General features: G+C 67.5%; 16 protein-coding genes. 1 reads left to right on the top strand and 15 read right to left on the bottom strand.

Going from position 1 to position 19,531, the window contains the following annotated elements; all coding sequences use genetic code 11:
• Positions 1–176 precede the first annotated feature (176 nt).
• From AC1DMS_RS22985 to argA, 9 genes are all read right to left on the bottom strand, one after another.
• A complete protein-coding gene (locus AC1DMS_RS22985; protein ID WP_012747818.1) occupies positions 177–680 on the bottom strand; it encodes a hypothetical protein in 504 nt (167 codons plus the stop codon).
• Positions 681–705: 25 nt separating this feature from the next.
• Positions 706–2,658, bottom strand: a complete 1,953-nt coding sequence (locus AC1DMS_RS22980; RefSeq protein ID WP_012747819.1) for an ABC-F family ATP-binding cassette domain-containing protein — start codon at positions 2,656–2,658, stop codon at positions 706–708.
• A 142-nt stretch (positions 2,659–2,800) separates the two neighbouring features.
• Positions 2,801–3,682 (bottom strand): 50S ribosomal protein L3 N(5)-glutamine methyltransferase, encoded by an 882-nt coding sequence (prmB, locus tag AC1DMS_RS22975; RefSeq protein WP_012747820.1) that lies wholly within the window; start codon positions 3,680–3,682, stop codon positions 2,801–2,803.
• A gap of 61 nt (positions 3,683–3,743) precedes the next feature.
• On the bottom strand, positions 3,744–4,919 hold the full coding sequence (dapE, locus tag AC1DMS_RS22970) for a succinyl-diaminopimelate desuccinylase (protein WP_478181867.1): 1,176 nt from the start codon (positions 4,917–4,919) through the stop codon (positions 3,744–3,746).
• 16 nt (positions 4,920–4,935) lie between these two features.
• Positions 4,936–6,084: a PilT/PilU family type 4a pilus ATPase gene (locus AC1DMS_RS22965; protein ID WP_012747822.1), complete on the bottom strand. Its 1,149-nt coding sequence runs from the start codon at positions 6,082–6,084 to the stop codon at positions 4,936–4,938.
• A gap of 34 nt (positions 6,085–6,118) precedes the next feature.
• The gene (gene dapD, locus AC1DMS_RS22960; RefSeq protein WP_012747823.1) at positions 6,119–6,952 is read right to left on the bottom strand and encodes a 2,3,4,5-tetrahydropyridine-2,6-dicarboxylate N-succinyltransferase; all 834 of its coding nucleotides are present in this window, start codon (positions 6,950–6,952) and stop codon (positions 6,119–6,121) included.
• A 44-nt stretch (positions 6,953–6,996) separates the two neighbouring features.
• Positions 6,997–8,208 carry a succinyldiaminopimelate transaminase gene (dapC, locus tag AC1DMS_RS22955; RefSeq protein ID WP_478181866.1) on the bottom strand — a complete coding sequence of 404 codons (1,212 nt, stop codon included), beginning with the start codon at positions 8,206–8,208 and terminating at the stop codon, positions 6,997–6,999.
• Positions 8,209–8,282: 74 nt separating this feature from the next.
• Complete coding sequence (locus AC1DMS_RS22950) at positions 8,283–8,921, bottom strand: LysE family translocator (RefSeq protein ID WP_012747825.1); 639 nt, start codon at positions 8,919–8,921, stop codon at positions 8,283–8,285.
• Between the two features lie 25 nt (positions 8,922–8,946).
• Complete coding sequence (gene argA, locus AC1DMS_RS22945) at positions 8,947–10,293, bottom strand: amino-acid N-acetyltransferase (RefSeq protein WP_012747826.1); 1,347 nt, start codon at positions 10,291–10,293, stop codon at positions 8,947–8,949.
• A gap of 231 nt (positions 10,294–10,524) precedes the next feature.
• On the opposite strand from argA, the gene hrpA reads away from it, so the two are divergent.
• Positions 10,525–14,313 carry an ATP-dependent RNA helicase HrpA gene (gene hrpA, locus AC1DMS_RS22940; RefSeq protein ID WP_230537837.1) on the top strand — a complete coding sequence of 1,263 codons (3,789 nt, stop codon included), beginning with the start codon at positions 10,525–10,527 and terminating at the stop codon, positions 14,311–14,313.
• Positions 14,314–14,382: 69 nt separating this feature from the next.
• Here hrpA and AC1DMS_RS22935 read toward each other — a convergent pair whose 3' ends face one another.
• The 6 genes from AC1DMS_RS22935 to lptF all read right to left on the bottom strand — a co-directional run bounded on the left by AC1DMS_RS22935 (position 14,383) and on the right by lptF (position 19,522).
• Complete coding sequence (locus AC1DMS_RS22935) at positions 14,383–14,541, bottom strand: DUF3309 family protein (protein WP_012747828.1); 159 nt, start codon at positions 14,539–14,541, stop codon at positions 14,383–14,385.
• A 135-nt stretch (positions 14,542–14,676) separates the two neighbouring features.
• Entirely contained in the window at positions 14,677–15,852 is a 1,176-nt protein-coding gene (locus tag AC1DMS_RS22930) for a pyridoxal phosphate-dependent aminotransferase (RefSeq protein WP_012747829.1), read from the bottom strand.
• A 38-nt stretch (positions 15,853–15,890) separates the two neighbouring features.
• Complete coding sequence (locus tag AC1DMS_RS22925; RefSeq protein ID WP_012747830.1) at positions 15,891–16,832, bottom strand: CysB family HTH-type transcriptional regulator; 942 nt, start codon at positions 16,830–16,832, stop codon at positions 15,891–15,893.
• A gap of 63 nt (positions 16,833–16,895) precedes the next feature.
• Complete coding sequence (locus AC1DMS_RS22920) at positions 16,896–17,270, bottom strand: sirohydrochlorin chelatase (protein WP_012747831.1); 375 nt, start codon at positions 17,268–17,270, stop codon at positions 16,896–16,898.
• A gap of 6 nt (positions 17,271–17,276) precedes the next feature.
• A complete protein-coding gene (lptG, locus tag AC1DMS_RS22915) occupies positions 17,277–18,386 on the bottom strand; it encodes an LPS export ABC transporter permease LptG (protein WP_012747832.1) in 1,110 nt (369 codons plus the stop codon).
• The gene (gene lptF / locus AC1DMS_RS22910) at positions 18,383–19,522 is read right to left on the bottom strand and encodes an LPS export ABC transporter permease LptF (RefSeq protein ID WP_012747833.1); all 1,140 of its coding nucleotides are present in this window, start codon (positions 19,520–19,522) and stop codon (positions 18,383–18,385) included. The genes lptG and lptF overlap by 4 nt, the downstream gene beginning before the upstream one ends.
• Between the last annotated feature and the right edge of the window lie 9 nt (positions 19,523–19,531).

The raw sequence follows: 19,531 nt of genomic DNA, 5'->3' as shown, positions 1-19,531 counted from the left end.
GCTCCTGCCGCCGGGCCTGTGGCTGGACCGCGCGCTGTGCGTGCTGTTGGCGCTGCTGTCCGCCGCGGCTCTTTTCCATGGGTTTCGTTCGCAGGACGATGGCCTGGCCGGCCTGGGGATCGCGGGCCTCGTTGCCGCGGGGTGGATCGGGACCGCGCTGTTCGACGACAGCGCCTTCAGGCGGGCGCGTGCGGTCCGGGAGGCGGTAAAGAAAGCGTCGCGCTCACGCGCACGCAATCCTTGATGTGCTGCTCGCCGAGAGCGCGCAAGGCAGCGTAGCCGAGCGCAGCGGAGACGATCTGCCCGGCAATCGGCACGTACTTGGCGGCCTGCTTGGCCGTGAGCTTCACGCCCGCGTGCCGCGCGAGCTTGATCAGCAGGTCGCGCGTGACGAGCCGGCCGACCAGCAGCGCACCAACGGTCGTGGCGGCCTTCTGGATGCGTTCGCGCTGGTGCGGCGCGAGCTTTTCGACCTGGGTGACGGACAGGCCGAACTCGGCGCTGATCTGCGGCACCAGGCGCGAGAGCAGGGCCGCATCGGCCGCCCAGTCGATGCCCGGCAGGGGCACGGCGCTGGCGGCCGCGGCCATCAGCGCCTTGCGGCCGATCAGGCGGCGGCTGCGGTGGATGGCCGCGATCAGCTTTTCGTCACCACGGGCCAGTTCGATGGCGGACGGCATGCAGGGCGTCTCCTTGGCAGAGAGCTCAGGCCGCGAGCGCCTCGAGCTGGTCCGACAGGGCCAGCCAGCGCTCTTCGAGTCGGCCGATTTCGTCGTTGAGGGCTTTCAGCCGCTTGCCCGCCTCGGCAATCTCGGCTGGCGGCAACGGCTGCGCCAGGCGCGCCTCGAGCGCGGTGCGCTCGGTGCCGGCCGCAACCAGCCGTTCGTCGATCTGCGCGATCTCGCGCTTGATCGGCTTGGCTTGGTCGCTGCGCTGCTGGCGGTCCTGGGCGTCCTGCCTGGGCGCCGGGGCGGCCGCGCTGGCGGCTTCGCGCACGGCCACCTTGGCTTCCTCGCGCAGCCGCTTGGCTTCGTCGAGCAGGTAGCGCTGGTAGTCGTCGAGGTCGCCGTCGAAATCGGCGACCACGCCGCGGCCCACGAGCCAGAACTCGTCGCACACCGAGCGCAGCAGCGCGCGGTCGTGGCTCACCAGCATCAGCGTGCCTTCGAACTCGTTGAGCGCCACGGCCAGCGCCTCGCGGGTGGCCAGGTCCAGGTGGTTGGTGGGTTCGTCCAGCAGCAGCAGGTTGGGCCGCTGCCAGACCATCATCGCGAGCACCAGGCGCGCCTTCTCGCCGCCGCTCATGGTGCCCACAGGCTGCTTCACCATGTCGCCGCTGAAGTTGAAGCTGCCAAGAAAGCCGCGCAGCGCCTGCTCGCCGGTGCTTTCCTTGACGGCGCTGCCCAGTTCGCGCGCCATGCGCACCATGTGCTCGAGCGGGTTGTCCTGCGGGCGCAGCACGTCGAGTTCCTGCTGCGCGAAGTAGCCGATGTTGAGGCCCTTGCCTTCGGTGACCTGGCCGGCCAGCGCGCCCATTTCGCGCGCAATGGTCTTCACCAGCGTCGACTTGCCCTGGCCGTTGGCGCCCAGGATGCCGATGCGCTGGCCTGCGAGCACCGAGCGGCTGACGCCGCGCAGGATGGTCTTGGGCTCTTCGCCCTCGATCTCATAGCCGAAGCTCGCGTTGCTGATCGAGAGCATCGGGTTGGGGATGTTGCCCGGCTCCTTGAACTCGAAGGTGAAGTCGGCCTCGGCCAGCAGCGGCGCGACCTTTTCCATGCGCTCCAGCGCCTTGACCCGGCTTTGCGCCTGCTTGGCCTTGCTGGCCTTGGCCTTGAAGCGGTCGATGAACTTCTGCAGGTGGGCGATCTTGTCCTGCTGCTTGGAGAAGGCCACCTGCTGCTGCTCCATCTGCAGCGCGCGCATGTCCTCGAACTTGCTGTAGTTGCCGCCATAGCGCGTGAGCTGGGCGTTGGCGATGTGCAGCGTGACGTCGGTCACGGCGTCGAGGAACTCGCGGTCGTGGCTGATGACGATCATGGTGCCGGCGTACTTCTGCAGCCAGGCTTCGAGCCAGACGAGCGCGTCCAGGTCCAGGTGGTTGGTGGGTTCGTCGAGCAGCAGCAGGTCGCTCGGGCACATCAGCGCGCGGGCCAGCTGCAGGCGCATGCGCCAGCCGCCCGAGAAGCTGTTGACGGGCTCGTCGAGCTCGTGCGACTTGAAGCCCAGCCCGAGCACCAGCGCCTGTGCACGCGGCACGGCGTCGTGCTCGCCGGCGTCGGCCAGGTCGGTGTAGGCGTGGGCCAGTTCCATGCCGATGTCGGCGTCGTCGGGATTGGCTTCGTAGGCGGCCTCGATGGCAGCCAGCGAGGCGCGCAGTTCGGCCAGCCGGGTGTCGCCGCCCACCACGAAGTCGGTGGCCGACTCCTCGGTTTCGGGCATGTCCTGCGCCACCTGCGCCATGCGCCATTGCTTGGGCACGTAGAAGTCGCCGCCGTCCTCGTGCAGCGAGCCGTTGAAGAGCGCGAACAGGGTCGACTTGCCGGCGCCGTTGCGTCCGACGAGGCCGACCTTCTCACCGGGATTGATGGTGACGGTGGCGCCGTCGAGCAGAACCTTGGCGCTGCGGCGAAGAATGACGTTTTTGAGAGTAATCATGAAATAGGAACCGTAGGGGCGATTATCCCGCCCGGCCCGTGGCGGCCTGGCGCGAAGGGGCAAATGGGGAGGACACCACCCAAAAAAGGAGGGCCGCAGCCGTGCTGCGGGAAAGCGGCGGAAAAGGAGCGGGCGGGCGCAGCTAACGCACGCCGGCGCCGGCCAGCAGCGCGGCTCGGGTCGCGAGCAGGACCTGGTCCTCGCCCGCGGAGGTTTCCAGCCACACGACTTCGAGCTGCGGGAAGGCGGCCTCGAAGTATTCGCGCTCGTTGCCGATCTCCAGCACCAGCACGGCCTCTTCGCTCATGCGCGAAGGCGCGTCGGCGAACAGCTGGCGCACGAAGTCCATGCCGTCGGCGCCGCCGGCCAGCGCCAGTTCGGGCTCGGCGCGGTATTCGGCGGGCAGGGCGGCCATGCTCGCGCTGTTCACGTAGGGCGGGTTGCACAGCACCAGGTCGTAGGGACCGGGCAGGCTGGCGAGGCCGTCGGATTCGACCAGCCGGATGCGCGCATCGAGCTGGTGCCGCGTGACGTTGATGGCAGCCACCTCGAGCGCCTCGGCCGACAGGTCGGCGGCATCGACCGTGATGTCCGGATAGGTCATGGCCGCGAGCACTGCCAGGCTGCCGTTGCCCGTGCACAGGTCGAGCACGCGCTGCGTGTGCTCGCCGAGCCAGTAGTCGATGCTGCCGTCGGCGATCAGCTCGGCGACGAAGCTGCGCGGCACGATGGCGCGCTCGTCCACGTAGAAGGGCACGCCCTGCAGCCACGCCTCCTTGGTGAGATAGGCGGCGGGCTTGCGCGTGGCGATGCGTTCGTCGAGCAGCGCCGCGACCTTGCCGGCATCGGCCGGCGAGACGGCCTTGTCGGCCACCGCGTCGATGTCGTCCAGCGGCAGCTTCAGGCGCCACAGCACCAGCCAGGCGGCTTCGTCGAAGGCGTTGGCGGTGCCGTGGCCGAAGGCGACCCCGGCCTCTTCCAGCCGCTTGGCGCCGGCCTCGATCAGCTCGATGACAGTGCTCATTGGATGACCTCCGCGCTTCGCGCTGCGGTGCGAGCTTGCTTGGGGCGGCCCGGCGCGGCGCTCATTGGATGAGCGACGCTTCGAGGCGCTCCAGCGTGCGCTTGTAGATGTTCTTCAGCGTCTCGATCTCGGCCACGTCAATGTGCTCGTCGATCTTGTGGATGCTGGCATTGACCGGGCCGAGCTCGACCACCTGCTTGCAGATCTTGGCGATGAAGCGCGCATCGCTGGTGCCGCCGCTGGTCGAGAGCTCGGTGGCGATGCCGGTTTCGTCGGCAATGGCCGCCTGCACCGCGCTGACGAGTTCGCCCGGCGTCGTGAGAAAAGGCAGGCCGCCGAGGGTCCAGGCCAGCGTGCAGTCCACGCCGTGCGCATCGAGCACCGCATGCACGCGCTTTTGCAGCGACTCGGGCGTCGATTCGGTCGAGAAGCGGAAATTGAAGTCGATGACCGCACTGCCCGGAATCACGTTGCTCGCGCCGGTGCCCGCATGAAAGTTGCTGATCTGCCAGCTGGTGGGCTGGAAGTACGCATTGCCCGCGTCCCAGCCGCCCGCGGCGTTGATGGCCACCAGCTCCGCCAGTGCGGGCGCCACGGCATGCACCGGGTTCTTCGCGAGGTGCGGGTAGGCGATGTGGCCCTGCACGCCATGGACCGTGAGCTTGCCGCTCATGGTGCCGCGGCGGCCGTTCTTGATCATGTCGCCGCAGCGCTCGACGGCCGTGGGTTCGCCGACGATGCAGTAGTCGATGGTTTCGCCACGCGCGGCCAGCGCGTTGCAGACGATGACCGTGCCATCGACGCCCGGGCCTTCCTCGTCGCTGGTGAGCAGGAGCGCGAGCGTGAGCCTGGGATCGGGCGTGGCCGCAAGGAATTCCTCGATGGAGACCACGAAGGCCGCGACCGATGTCTTCATGTCGCATGCGCCGCGGCCATAGAGCTTGCCGCCGCGGTGGGTGGGCGTGAACGGATGGCTGGTCCACTGCTCGACCGGCCCCGTGGGCACCACGTCGGTGTGGCCTGCGAACACCAGCGTCTTCGTCGGCGCGGTGCCGGCCGGACGGCGCACCGCCCACAGGTTGGTCACGCGAAAATCGGCCGGGCCGCTTTCGATGGTTTCGAGCGTGAAGCCCAGCCGTGCCAGCCGTTCGCCGAGGATCTGTTGGCAGCCCGCATCGTCGGGGGTGACCGAGGGGCGCGAGATGAGTTGTTCGGCGAGCTGGAGGGTACGGGACATCGGGGAAAGGCCGGGTTCAGAACTTCACGTCGAGCGTGATGTCAGTGAAGGTGGGTTCGTCGACCTGGTCCGTCAGGTTGCGGTCTTCGGTCTTCTGCTTGGGCGCGGCGCGGTTCTGCAGCCGCCACATTAGGTTGGTGGGCGAGTCGGCCTGGGCCAGGCCTTCCTCTCGCGTCACGCGCTCTTCGGTGACGAGGCGGGCAATGTCTTCCTCGAAGGTCTGCGAGCCTTCGGCCATCGATTGCTCCATGGCTTCCTTGACGGCGGAGAAGTCGCCCTTTTCGATCAGCTCGGCCACCAGGGCCGTGTTGAGCATGACCTCGAGCGCCGGCACGCGGCCGCCGGTGGGCGTGCGCAGCAGCCGCTGCGACACGATGGCGCGCAGCGCCGAGCCCAGGTCGCCCAGCAGCGTGGGGCGCACTTCGACCGGGAAGAAGCTCAGGATGCGGTTGAGCGCGCGGTAGCTGTTGTTGGCATGCAGCGTGGCCACGCACAGGTGGCCCGACTGCGCATAGGCAATGGCGGCCGTCATGGTTTCGCGGTCGCGGATCTCGCCGATCTGGATCACGTCGGGCGCCTGGCGCAGCGCATTCTTGAGCGCAACCTGCAGCGACTCGGTGTCGCTGCCCACGTCGCGCTGGTTCACCAGCGACTTCTTGTTGGTATAGGTGAACTCGATGGGTTCTTCCACCGTGAGGATGTGGCCCGTGGCGTGCTCGTTGCGGTAGTCGAGCATCGAGGCCAGCGTGGTGGTCTTGCCGGCGCCGGTCGCGCCCACCATCAGGATCAGCCCGCGCTTTTCCATGATGAGCGTCTTGAGGATGTCAGGCAGGTTCAGGTCGGCAAAGCTCGGAATGGTCGAGGCGATGTGCCGCACCACCACCGCATAGCTGCCGCGCTGGCGCATGGCGCTGATGCGGTAGTTGCCGGCGCCCTCGAGCATCACGGCCATGTTGAGTTCGCCGGTTCGCTCCAGCTCCTGGATGCGGGCTTCGGGCACCACCTCGGCCAGCAGCGCGAGCGGCGCGGTGGCCGGCAGCACCTGGGCGTTGATCGGCACGCAGGTGCCGTTGAGGCGGATCAGCACCGGGGAGTGCGCCGAGAGGTAGATGTCGGAGGCCTTGCGCTCGGCCATCAAACGAAGAATCCGCTCCATCATGTTCATCGGTCGCTCTCCTCGGGTGCTGTTGTTTTCTCGATCAGTCGCGCAGCAGGTCGTTCAGGCTGGTCTTGGAACGCGTTTGCGCATCGACCGTCTTGACGATGATCGCCGCGTAGGTGCTGTATTCCTGGCCCGACTTGGTCTTCTTGGGCAGGTTGCCGCTGATCACGACGCTGCCGGACGGCACGCGGCCGAAGGACGTCTCTCCGGTGTCGCGGTTGAAGATGGGCGTGCTCTGGCCGATGTACACACCCATGCCGAGCACCGAGTTTTCCTCGATCACCACGCCCTCGACCACTTCGGAGCGCGCACCGATGAAGCAGTTGTCCTCGATGATGGTCGGGCCGGCCTGCAGCGGCTCGAGCACGCCGCCGATGCCGACGCCGCCCGACAGGTGCACGTTGGCACCGATCTGCGCGCAGGAACCCACGGTGGCCCAGGTGTCGACCATGGTGCCTTCGCCCACGTAGGCGCCGATGTTCACGTAGGAAGGCATCAGGATCGCGCCCTTGGCGATGTAGCTGCCGCGGCGGGCCACGGCCGGCGGCACGATGCGAACGCCCGATTCCTTCAGCTCGTTTGCCGACAGGTGCGAGAACTTGGTGGGCACCTTGTCGTAGAAGCCCAGCGAGCCGGCCTGCATCTGCTCGTTGTCCTTCAGGCGGAACGACAGCAGCACGGCCTTCTTGATCCACTGGTGCACGGTCCACTGGCCCACGCTTTCGCGCGTGGCAACGCGCAGCTTGCCGTTGTTGAGCTCGGAAATCACGTGCTCGACGGCATCGCGCACTTCGGCAGGGGCGGCGCTGGACGAGATGTTGGCGCGGTCTTCCCACGCGGCGTCGATGATTTGTTGCAGTTGCTGGGTCATGGAGAAAGTCTCGTGTGAAAAATGGGTGCGGGCGGAAAAGCGGATCAGCGGCGGGCGTCCCTGCAGAAGCGGACGATGCGCTGGGCGGCCTCCACGCATTCGGTTGTTTCGGCGACCAGTGCCATGCGGATGCGGCCGCGGCCAGGGTTGGCGCCGTGGGCGGTCTCTCGCGCCAGATAGCTCCCCGGCAGAACCGTCACATTGTATTGAGCGTAGAGCGCGCGGGCGAAGGCTTCGTCGTCGCCAGCCCACACTTGGGGAATGCCGGCCCAGAGATAGAAACTGGCGTCGGGCAGGCGCACGTCGAGCACGGGTTCGAGCAGCGGTGTGACGGCCGCGAACTTGGCGCGGTACTGGGCGCGGTTGTCCACCACATGGGACTCGTCGCCCCAGGCCGCGATGCTGGCCGCGGCCACGGCGCCGCTCATGGCGCTGCCGTGGTAGGTGCGGTAGAGCAGGAACTTCTTGATGATGGCCGCGTCGCCCGCCACGAAGCCGCTGCGCAGGCCGGGCACGTTGCTGCGCTTGGACAGCGAGGTCAGCGCAATCAGGTTCCGGAAATCGGGCCGCCCGAGCTTCGCCGAGGCCTCGAGTCCGCTGAGCGGCGGCTCGTCGCGGAAATAGATCTCGCTGTAGCACTCGTCGGCGGCAATCACGAAGCCGTGGCGGTCGGACAGGTCGAAGAGCCTTTTCCATTCGTCCAGCGACATCACCGCACCCGTCGGGTTGCCCGGCGAGCAGACGAACACCAACTGCGTGCGGGCCCAGACGGCCTCGGGCACGCTGTCCCAGGCCACGGCGAAATTGCGCGCGGGCACGCTGGCCACGTAGTACGGCTCGGCGCCCGAAAGCAGGGCCGCGCCCTCGTAGATCTGATAGAACGGATTGGGCGACATCACCACCGGCTGTGGCGAGGCGGCGGGGTCGACCACGGTCTGCGCCAGCGAGAACAGGGCTTCCCGCGAACCATTGACAGGCAGCACCTGCGTGGCCGGGTCGAGGGCGAGGCCGTAGCGGGTTTTCAGCCAGTCGGTGAAGGCGGTGCGCAGGGTCAGGTCGCCCGCCGTCGCGGGGTAGGCGGCCAGCGCACCGAGGCTGGCGCTCAAAGCGTCCTTGATGAAGCCTGGCGTGGCATGCTTGGGTTCGCCGATGCCCAGGCTGATGGCCGGGAACTCGGGGTTGGGCGTGACGCCCGCGAACAGTTGCTTCAGCCGCTCGAAGGGATAGGGTTGCAACCGGGAAAGCAGGGGATTCATGCCCGGGATTATCGGTGACAGGTGTTACCGTTCCTGCCGAAGCGGCTACTGGCAGCCATGACGGCCGGCAGGCGTCAGGCCGCGCTGCGCCGGTAGAAGGCGAGCGAGCCCGCCAGTGCCAGCAGCATGCCGCCGCAGGCGCGGTCGATCCAGCGCGTGGCCGATGCCGTCAGCACCCGGATCGCGCGGGCGCCGACGAAGGCGTAGGCCAGCATCACCAGCGTGTCGAGGCCCGCGAAGATCAAGGCAATGATCAGGTACTGCGGCGCCTGCGCAGCCGCCGGATCGATGAACTGCGGCAGGAGCGCCGAGCAGAAGATGTAGCCCTTGGGATTGGTCACCGCCACCAGGAAGGACTTGAAGAAGATGCGCCGGCTCTCGCCCGCCGTCACCGTGGCGGCGGCGTCCGCATCCGGCAGCTTGAAGCCGCCCTTGGAGCGCAGCATGCGCAGCCCGAGCCAGGCCAGGTAGGCGGCGCCCACCCACTTGAGCATCGAGAACCAGAACTCCGACGCCGCGAGCAGCGCACCCAGGCCAAGCGCGACGGCGCCCACCAGCACGAAGTCCGACAGCACCGCGCCGAGCATGCCCGGCAGCGCCCGGCGCACGCCGTGGCGGGAGCCGTTGCTCAGCGCCAGCAGCACCGTGGGGCCGGGCGTGGCAATGGCGGTGAAGGCGACCAGGGTGAACAGCAGGGCGGTGGCGAGCGTCATGGCGGCGGGCGTCCTTCTTCCAGCTTCAGATTTTCTTGACCAGCACCTGGCTCTTGCGGTCCCAGTTGTATTTGCGCTTGCGGGCTTCGGGCAGCCAGTCGGGGTTGACCTGCTGGAAGCCGCGCTTGAGGAACCAGTGCATGGTGCGCGTGGTGAGCACGAAGATGCTTTCCAGGCCCATGGCCTTGGCGCGGTGCTCGATGCGCTTGAGGATGCGTTCGCCGTCGCCCTGCGACTGCGACTGGGGCGAGACGGTCAGCGCGGCCATCTCGGCGGTCTTGGCCTCGGGGTAGGGGTAGAGCGCCGCGCAGCCGAAGATCACGCCGTCGTGTTCGATGACCGTGTAGTGGCCCACGTCGCGCTCGATCTCGGTGCGGTCGCGCTTGACCAGCGTGCCGTCGCGCTCGAAGGGCTCGATCAGCTGCAGGATGCCGCCGATGTCGTCGACCGTGGCTTCGCGCAGGCTCTCGAGCTTCTCGTCGATCACCATGGTGCCGACGCCGTCGTGCACGTACACCTCGAGCAGCAGCGCGCCGTCCAGCGCAAAGGGCAGGATGTGGTTGCGCTCCACGCCGCCCTTGCAGGCCTTCACGCAGTGCTGCAGGTAGAAGGCGGTGTCGGTGGGCTTTTGCGGCGGCGGCAGCGAGGCCAGCAGCTTCTCGGCGGCGGCGAGCGGCAGCTCGGTGTCGATGGGGTTGTCTTCGCTCTCGGGCAATTCGCTGTCGATGCGGATGCCAGGGATCTCGGTCAGGAAGATCAGCTTGTCGGCCTGGATCGAGATGGCCACGCTGGTGGCGACTTCTTCCATCGTCAGGTTGAAGGCCTCGCCCGTGGGCGAGAAGCCGAAGGGCGACATCAGCACCATGGCGCCGAAGTCGAGCGTGCGGCGGATGCCCACGGCGTCGACCTTGCGCACCAGGCCCGAATGCTTGAAGTCCACGCCGTCGACCACCCCGACGGGGCGCGCGGTGATGAAGTTGCCCGAGATCACGCGCACCGTCGATCCGGCCATCGGCGTGTTCGGCAGGCCCTGGCTGAAGGCGGCCTCGATCTCGTAGCGCAGCTGGCCGGCGGCTTCCTGCGCCGAATCCAGCGCCACCTCGTCGGTGATGCGGATGCCGTGCGAGTAGCGCGCCTCGTGCCCCTTGGCCGCGAGCTGCTCGTTGACCTGCGGGCGGAAGCCGTGCACCAGCACGATCTTGACGCCCATGCTCTGGATCAGCGCCAGGTCCTGTGCAATGTTCTGCAGCTTGCCCGCCGCGATCGCCTCGCCTGCCAGCGCGACCACGAAGGTCTTGCCGCGGTGCGTGTGGATGTAGGGCGCGACCGAGCGGAACCAGGGCACGAAGGTGAAGTTGAAAACGGTGGACATGGAGCGTGATTGTGCATTCTTGGAGGGCGGTTCGCGCGGGGCGGCCTATCGCCCGCAGCGCCCGGGCGGCGCCGCAAGGCGTGCAACAGCCTCGGCGCGCGCCGATAATGTGCGGTTTGCCTGCCGCGCCTTCCCGAACAGTTTTTTCCCTTGACGACCACGACACCTTCCGCCCCCTTGCGCATCGACTTTCCCGAATCGCTTCCGGTCTCCGGCCGGCGCGATGAAATCATGGCCGCCATCGCGGCGCACCAGGTGGTGATCGTCTGCGGCGAAACGGGCTCGGGCAAGACCACCCAGTTGCCGAAGATCGCGCTGGCGCTCGGCCGCGGCAAGCTCAATGCGCCGCCGGGCCAGGGCCGGCTCATCGGCCACACGCAGCCGCGGCGCATTGCCGCCAGCTCGGTGGCCAAGCGCATCGCCGAAGAGCTGAAGACGCCGCTGGGCGACGTGGTCGGCTTCAAGGTGCGCTTCCAGGACCGGCTGAGCCGCGACGCGTCGGTCAAGCTCATGACCGACGGCATCCTGCTGGCCGAGACGCAGACCGATCCGCTGCTCAAGGCCTACGACACGCTGATCATCGACGAGGCGCACGAGCGCTCGCTCAACATCGACTTCCTGCTCGGCTACCTGCGCGAGATCCTTCCGCGCCGGCCCGACCTGAAGGTGATCGTGACCTCGGCCACCATCGACGCCGAACGCTTCGCGCAGCATTTCGCCTCGGCAAAAGGCCCGGCGCCGACGATCATGGTGTCCGGGCGCACCTTCCCGGTCGAGCAGCGCTACCGGCCCTTCGAGGAGTCGCGCGAGCACGACCTGAACGACGCCATTGCCGACGGCGTCGACGAGCTCTGGCGCGATCCGCACAACGCCGGCGACATCCTGGTCTTCCTGCCCGGCGAGCGCGAGATCCGCGAGGCCGCCGACCACCTGCGCCGCCACCTGAGCCACCAGCCGCTGCTGCGCAACGCCGAGGTGCTGCCGCTGTTCGCGCGGCTGTCGGGCCCCGAGCAGGACCGCATCTTCGACAGCCATTCGGGCCGGCGCATCGTGCTGGCCACCAACGTGGCGGAAACCTCGCTCACCGTGCCGGGAATCCGCTACGTGATCGACACCGGCACGGCGCGCGTGAAGCGCTACAGCTTCCGCAGCAAGGTCGAGCAGCTGCTGGTCGAGCCGATCAGCCAGGCAGCGGCCAACCAGCGCGCCGGCCGCTGCGGCCGCGTGGCCAACGGCATCTGCATCCGGCTCTACGACGAGAAGGATTTCGAAGGCCGGCCGCGCTTCACCGACCCGGAAATCCTGCGCTCGTCTCTCGCGGGCGTGATCCTGCGCATGAAGTCGCTGCGGCTGGGCGACGTGGCGCGCTTTCCGTTTCTCGAGGCGCCCTCGCCGCGCGCGATTGCCGACGGCTACCAGCTGCTCAACGAGCTCGGCGCGGTCGACGACGCCAACGAACTCACGGCCACGGGCGCCGAGCTCGCCAGGCTGCCGCTCGATCCGCGCGTGGGCCGGATGATTCTTGAAGCCCGCACGCGCGGCGCGCTCGAAGAGGTGCTGGTCATCGCGTCGGCGCTCAGCGTGCAGGACGTGCGCGACCGGCCGATGGACGCGCAGCAGCAGGCCGACCAGGCGCATTCCAAGTTCGACGACGAGAAGAGCGAGTTCAGCGGCTACCTGCGGCTGTGGAAATGGATCGCCGATGCGCGCGGCGGCCATGGAGACACCCACAAGCTCAGCAACAGGCAGTACGAGCAGCTGCTGCGCCAGAACTTCATCAACATCCGCCGCGTGCGCGAATGGCGCGACATCCATTCGCAGCTGCTCACGGTGGTCACCGAGCACAAGTGGCGCATCAACGCCGAGCCGGCCGGCTACGAGCCGCTGCACCTGTCGATGCTCGCGGGCCTGCTTGGCAACGTCGGCTGGAAGCTGGAAGACGACGAGGCCTACCTGGGTGCGCGCGGCATCAAGTTCTACAAGCATCCGGGCGCGCACCTGAAGAAGAAGCCCGGCCGCTGGATCGTCGCGGCCGAGCTGGTCGAGACCACGCGGCTCTTCGGCCGCGGCATTGCCAACATCGAGCCGCAGTGGCTCGAACAGGTGGCCGGCCACCTGCTGAAGAAGCAGCTGCTCGATCCGCATTGGGAGAAGAAGGGCGCGCAGGTTTCGGCGCTGGAGCGCGCAACGCTCTACGGCCTCGTGGTGTACAGCGGGCGCCGCGTCGACTTCACGAAGGTGGACCCGGTGGCGGCGCGCGAGATCTTCATCCGCGAAGCGCTGGTCGGCGGGCAGTGGGAGAGCAAGTTTCCGTTCCTCGCGGCCAACCGCAAGCTGGTGCGCGAGGTCGAAGGGCTGGAGCACAAGGCGCGCCGGCAGGACGTGCTGGTCGACGACGAGCTGATCTTCGCCTTCTACGACGCGCAGCTGCCCGCCGACGTGGCCAGCGGCATCAGCTTCGAGAACTGGTACCGCCATGCCTCCAGGGAGCAGCCGCGCCTGCTCTTCCTCACGCGCGAGGAACTGATGCGCCACCAGGCCGCGGGCATCACCACGCAGTCCTTTCCGCCCACGCTGCGGCTGGGCGGCGTCGACTGCGCGGCAAGCTACCTGCACGCGCCTGGCGACGCCAAGGACGGCCTCACGGTCAGCGTGCCGCTCTTCGTGCTCAACCAGGTGAGCGAAGAGCGCTGCGAATGGTTGGTGACCGGCATGCTCAAGGACAAGATCCAGGCGCTGCTCAAGAGCCTGCCGCAGCGGCCGCGCTCGCGGCTGGTGCCGCTGCCCGAGTCGGCCGCCAGGCTGGCGGAAGAGCTTTCGGCGCCCGAAGTGTTCGGCCACGGCTCGCTGACCGATGTGCTGCTCAAGCGCGTGCGCGACACCACGAGCATCGACGTCAAGCGTGCCGACTTCAAGCTCGACATGCTGCCGCCGCATCTGTTCATGAACCTGCGCATCGTGGACGAGCACGGTCGCCAGCTTGGCATGGGGCGCAACCTGGGTGCGCTCAAGGCGGAGCTGGGCGCGCAGGCGCGCGGCGCTTTTCAGGCGCTGGCCGGCCTCAACGTCAAGGCGTCGGCGGACCGCAAGCCGGCCGACGCAGCCGAGGGACACGGGCAGGCCAAGGGCAACGCCGCTGCGCCGGCACCCGCCGCGCCCAGCCTGCCTGCCGGCCAGCGCTACACCAACTGGAGCTTCGGCGAACTGCCCGAGCTGATGGAAGTGCGGCGCGGATCGCAGTCGCTGATCGGATTTCCGGCGCTGCGCGACGAGGGCGATGCCGTCACCATCGAGGTGTTCGACGAGCCCGCCGTGGCGGCCGCCAAGCACCGCGCCGGGCTGCGCCGCCTGTTCGCGCTGCAGCTGAAGGATGCGCTCAAGTACCTCGAGAAGAACATCCCCGACCTGCAGAAGATGGCCGTGGCCTACATGCCGCTGGGTACCTCGGAGGAGCTGCGCGCGCAGATCATCGACGTGGCGATCGACCGGGCCTTCCTGCAGGAGCCGCTGCCGACCGACGAGTTCGCCTTCAAGCGCCGCCTCGAAGAGGGCCGCGGCCGGCTCACGCTGATCGCCAACGAGGTGGCGCGGCTGGCCTCGGCCATCCTGGCCGAGTACGCGGCCGCCGCGCGCAAGATCAAGGACACCAAGCTCCAGCCCGAGGCCGTGCAGGACGCCGCGCAGCAGCTGCAGCGCCTGGTCGGCAAGCGCTTCATCGCGGACGCGCCGTGGACGCAGCTGCAGCATTTCGCGCGCTATCTCAAGGCCATCGTGCTGCGGCTCGACAAGCTGCGCAGCGACCCCGCGCGCGATGCCGCCAAGCTGGCCGAGCTGCGGCCGCAGGAGCAGCGCTACTGGCGGCTGGTGGCCGAGCGCAAGGGCGTGGTGGACGAGCGCATGCTGGAGTTCCGCTGGCTGCTCGAGGAGCTGCGCGTGAGCTTCTTCGCGCAGGAGCTGCGCACGCCGCAGCCGGTCAGCATCAAGCGGCTGGACAAGGCCTGGGCCCAGCTGCAGGCCTGATCGGCGACCGGCAAAAAAGAAGCCCGCTTCTCGCGGGCTCCTTTCAGGTGCATGAAGGGCCGGGCAGCGTCATATGCGGCCCATGAGCACCAGGATGATGACGATCAGCACGACCAGGCCCAGCCCGCCGCTGGGCCAGTAGCCCCAGCTCCGGCTGTAGCCCCAGCTCGGCAGCGCACCGATCAGAAGCAATATCAGGATGATCAGCAGAATGAACGAGAGGGACATGCGTTTCTCCTGGACCTTGTTGTTACGAGCATTCATGCTCGGTGCCAGGAGACCGGGCCCGCGCCGGATAGCCGCTTCTTCGGCGGTCAGGGCTTTCCTACCGGGGCCGTCGGCATTCAAGCCGCGCGAGCCGGGTCAAAGCCGTGCGAGCCGATCCATGGCCGCGAGCAGCGTCTCGTCCTTCTTGGCGAAGCAGAAGCGGACCACGCGCTGGTCGAAGCCGTTGCCGTAGAAGGCCGACAGCGGAATCGCCGCCACGCCGATCTCGCGCGTGAGCCACAGGCAGAACTCGGCTTCGGACAGGTCGCTCACCGCCGAGATGTCGACGCACTGGAAATAGCTGCCCTCGCTGCGCAGCAGCCTGAAGCGGGTCTTCTGGGCCAGGCCGGCCGCGAACAGGTCGCGCTTGCGCTGGTAGAAGGCGGGCAGCTCGAGGTAGGGCCCGGGCTCGGCCATGTACTGCGCGAGCGCATGCTGCATCGGCGTGTTGACGGTGAACACGTTGAACTGGTGCACCTTGCGGAACTCGGCCATCAGCGGCGCGGGCGCGGCCACGAAGCCGACCTTCCACCCGGTGACGTGGTAGGTCTTGCCGAAGCTGCTCACGATGAAGCTGCGCGCCGCCAGGCCCGGGAAGCGCGCCACGCTTTCATGCTGCGCACCGTCGTAGACCATGTGCTCGTAGACCTCGTCGGCAATCACGAGGACGTCGGTCGGTGCCAGCAGTTCCTCGAGCTTGCGCATCTCGGCGGCGGTCCAGACCGTGGCGCTCGGGTTGTGCGGCGTGTTGACGATGATCGCCCGCGTACGCGGCGTGATCGCCGCGGCGATCTTGTCGAAGTCGGGGCGGAAGGTGCCGGGCACCAGCGGCACGCGCACCACGCGGCCGCCGGCCAGCTCGATGTTGGGCACGTAGCTGTCGTAGCAGGGCTCCAGGACGATCACCTCGTCGCCCGAGCGCACCACCGCAAGGATGGCGGTGATGATCGCCTGCGTGGCGCCGGCGGTGACGGTGATCTCGTCGGCGGCGCTGTAGTCGTGGCCGTAGAGCGCCGAGATCTTGCGCGCGATGGCCTCGCGCAATGCCGGTATGCCGGGCATCGGCGGGTACTGGTTGTGGCCCGCGGCCATGGCGGCCGTGACGTCTTCGAGCAGCTTCGGGTCGCAGTTGAAATCGGGGAAGCCCTGGCCGAGGTTCACCGCGTTCTTCTCTGCCGCGAGCGCGGACATCACGGTGAAGATGGTGGTGCCCACGGCGGGCAGCTTGGTGGCGATCTCCGGGGTGCGGGGGGAGGAGGAAAGGGCGCTCATGGTGGTGCTCGGAATCGGATTCGGAATCGGGGTCTGGATCAAAGTTCGTAGTCTTGCTGGTGGCCGCTCAGGGCCTTGGCAATCAGATTGCGGTCGAGACGGTCGGACAGCAGCTCGGCAAACTTGAAGACGAAGTTGCGCAGGTAGGCGCTGCGCTTGAAGGCCACGCGCGCGATGTTCTGGCCGAACACATGGCCCATGGGGCGCACCACGAGATCGGCGTTCGATTCGTCGCGCACCGCCATCTCGGCCACGATGCCCACGCCAAGGCCCAGGCGCACGTAGGTCTTGATCACGTCGGAGTCGATCGCTTCGAGCGCGATGCGCGGCGTGAGCTTCTTCTGCGCAAAGGCATGGTCGATGCGCGTGCGGCCGGTGAACGACGGGTGGTAGGTGATGATGGGCTCGTGCGCCAGGTCTTCGAGCGAGATGCGCTCCTTGGCCGCCAGCGGATGGTCCTTGGGCAGCACCAGCACGTGCTGCCATTCGTAGCAGGGCAGGGTCACGAGCTCGGTGTAGTCCGAGAGCGACTCGGTGGCAATGCCCACTTCGGCGATCTCGTCGATCACCATGCGCGCCACCTGGTCGGGCGAGCCCTGGTGCAGGCTCACGTTGACCTTGGGGTAGGCCTCGCGCAGCTTGGCCACCGGCACCGGCAGCACGTAGCGCGCCTGGGTGTGGGTGGTGGCGATCGAGAGCGTGCCGCTGTCCTGCGCGCTGAACTGCTCGCCGATGCGCTTGAGGTTGCCGACTTCGCGCATGATCAATTCGATGCTCGCGATCACGTGCTGGCCCGGCTCGGTGACCCGCTTCAGGCGCTTGCCATGGCGCGCGAAGATCTCGACGCCGAGCTCTTCCTCGAGCTCGATGATCGCCTTGGACACGCCCGGCTGCGAGGTGTGCAGCGCCTTCGCCGCCTCCGTCAGGTTCAGGTTGCGCCGCACGGCTTCCTGAACAAACTTGAACTGGTGCAGATTCATATCAAATTCCGTCTTATTGCGGAATTCATTATGCCTTCGGAGTCTATGGAAATTGCTGCAAGTTCAAGATTTGCTTGCAATTCTGGCCAGCAGATCGACCAGCTCGGGCTCTTCGCCAACGATGCCGGCCAGCTGGAAGTCGACCTGCGGCCAGGTCTGGCGCAGCGCATCCACCTGCAGCGGCAGGTCTTCGCGGGCATGCTTGCCCATGCCGAGGAAGAGCGGAACCACCCGAAGTCTCCTGGCGCCGCTGGCAATCAGGGCCGCGGCCGCGGTGCGCAGGTCGGGCGCCGCAAGCTCCATGTAGGCGCAGGCCACGCGGGCCTGCGGGTCGAGCGCCGTCACGCGTGCGGCCACCGCCTCGATGGGCTCGCGCCAGCGTTCGTCGCGCGAACCATGGGCCAGCAGCACGATGCCCCTTGCATTCCCCGTGGCCATCTTTCGCTACCTTCGAAGCACCAGCCAGCTGAAGGCAGCCAGCGACATCACCGAATAGATGAGCCCGGGCGCCGCCGCCGTCAGCCATGGCGACCAGTTGCTCAGGTTGCCGAGATAGCCGAAGACGTTGTTCAGCAGGAAGAAGCTGATGCCGATCATCACGCCGCCGAACACGTAGGTGGTGATGCCGGCCTGGCGGAAGTGCAGGTAGGCGAAGGGCAGGGCGAGCACCACCATCACCAGGCATGAGAGCGGGTAGAAGACCTTGCGCCAGAACTGGATCTCGTAGCGCTGCGCGGTCTGGCCGTTGGCCTCCAGGTGCCGGATGTAGTCGAACAGGTCCAGCGTGCCCATTCGGTCGGGCCGCAGCAGCGCCACCGACACCATTTCGCTGGTCAGCGTGGTCGGCCAGTCGAGCTGCGGCACCTTGGTGGTCACGATGCGGGCCTTTTCTGCCGAGATGCGCGTTTCGTAGTCCTGCAGTTCGACGTCCGACAGCTGCCAGTGGTCGTCGAAGATGCGTGCCGAGGACGCGACGAGCTGCTTGCGCACATAGCCGTTGGCGTCGAACTCGAAGATGCGCGCATTCTTGAGCGAACCGTCGCGCGCGATGGACAGCACGTTGACGGCATAGGACACGTTCTCGCGCTTTTCCTTGAGCCATGCGCCCGTGTTGCCGACCAGCGAGTAGGAGCCCTGGTAGCGCGACTTGAGCAGCTGGCCGGTGCGCTCGGACGCCGGTGCGATGTAGTCGCCGATGGCAAAGGTCAGGAAGACGAAGCCCACGCCCAGCAGCAGCAGGGTGCGCAGCGCGCGCCACGGCCCCAGGCCGCTGGTGCGAAGAATGGTGTATTCCGAGCTTTGCGCAAGGCGCGCCATCACGAAGATGCAGCCGATCAGCACCGTGATCGGAAGCAGTTCGTAAAGGTGGCTCGGAATCAGCAGGGTCACGTAGATCAGTGCCTGCGCAGGGCCGTAGGCAAGGCTTTCGGGCCGGCCGATCGACTGCAGCTCGTCGACGAAGTCGAAGAAGAAGAACAGGCTCAGGAAGCCGAGGGTCACGAAAGCCACGGCCTTCAGTGCCTCGACATAGATCAGGCGTCGGATTGTTTTCACGAGGTCGGGTCGATTTTCGAGGGCGGCGAAGGCGGCAGGCCGCCGGCCATGACGTGCTCGGTCCTGCGCCTGCGGCCCCAGTTGTTGTTGCGCAGGAGCAGCCATGCCACGCCGATCAGCAGGACGCCGCCGTGCAGCAGCAGCATGAACGAGCCCATGCTGAAGCGCCCGGAGCTGATCCAGCTCTGGCCCAGGTTGAGCATGTTGTAGTAGACGACGAAGGCGAACAGCGCGAACAGCAGGTTGCCGCTTCGCCCCACGCGCGGGTTGACGCTCGACACCGTCAGCGCCAGCAGCACGAAATTGATGGCCGCCAGCAGCATGCCGATGCGCCAGGCCAGCTCGCCGTGGCTGGCGTCGCCGGGCTCGCGCAGCAGTTGGAGCGTGGGCTTGGCGCGCGCCGGCGTGTTGTCCGCGGAGAAGTCGGAGGTGCCGCCGGCCCGGGTGCCATAGGTCTCGAATTCGCTGATCTTGAGCCCCGCGGTGGGCAGCAGCGGCCGCTCCAGCCGCTGCCCGTTGCTCAGCATCAGGAAGCGGTTGTTGCCGACGTTCTCGATGCGTCCGCTGCGCGCCGAGGTCGTGATCTGCAGGCCGCGCTCGACCGCCCAGATGAACACGTTGGTGGCCGTGGCGCCATCCGGCGTGTCCTTGTCGATGAAGAAGACCCGCATGCGCCCGGACGATTCGCGGAATTCGCCCGGCGTGACCCGCTCGATGTCGCTGCGCCCTTCATATTGCGCCCGCATGCCGATGGTCTGCGAGTTGGCCCACGGCCAGCCCAGCAGCGCCATCACCGCGATCAGCACCAGCACCGGCCAGGCGAAGCGGAACAGCGGCTCGACGAAATCGGCCAGGCCCCGTCCGCTGGAAAACCAGATCACCATCTCGCTGTCGCGGTACATGCGCGACAAGGTGCCGACAATGGCGATGAACAGGCTCAGGCTCAGGATGGTCGGCATGTAGCCGAGCACCGTGTACGCCATCACGAGGAACACTTCGGACGGGTTCACGCTGCCCTTGGAGGCGAGCCCGAGCGTGCGGATGAGCATCATGGTCATCACGATGGTGACCAGGACCACGAGGGTCGCTCCGAAGCTGCGCGACAGCTCCTTGCGTAGGGAAGAATGGAATAACATCGTTCGAGG

The organism is Variovorax sp. 05T418 (assembly GCF_056396385.1).
Note: the sequence above shows the minus strand (reverse complement) of the source record. Positions and strands in the feature narration are given on the sequence as shown.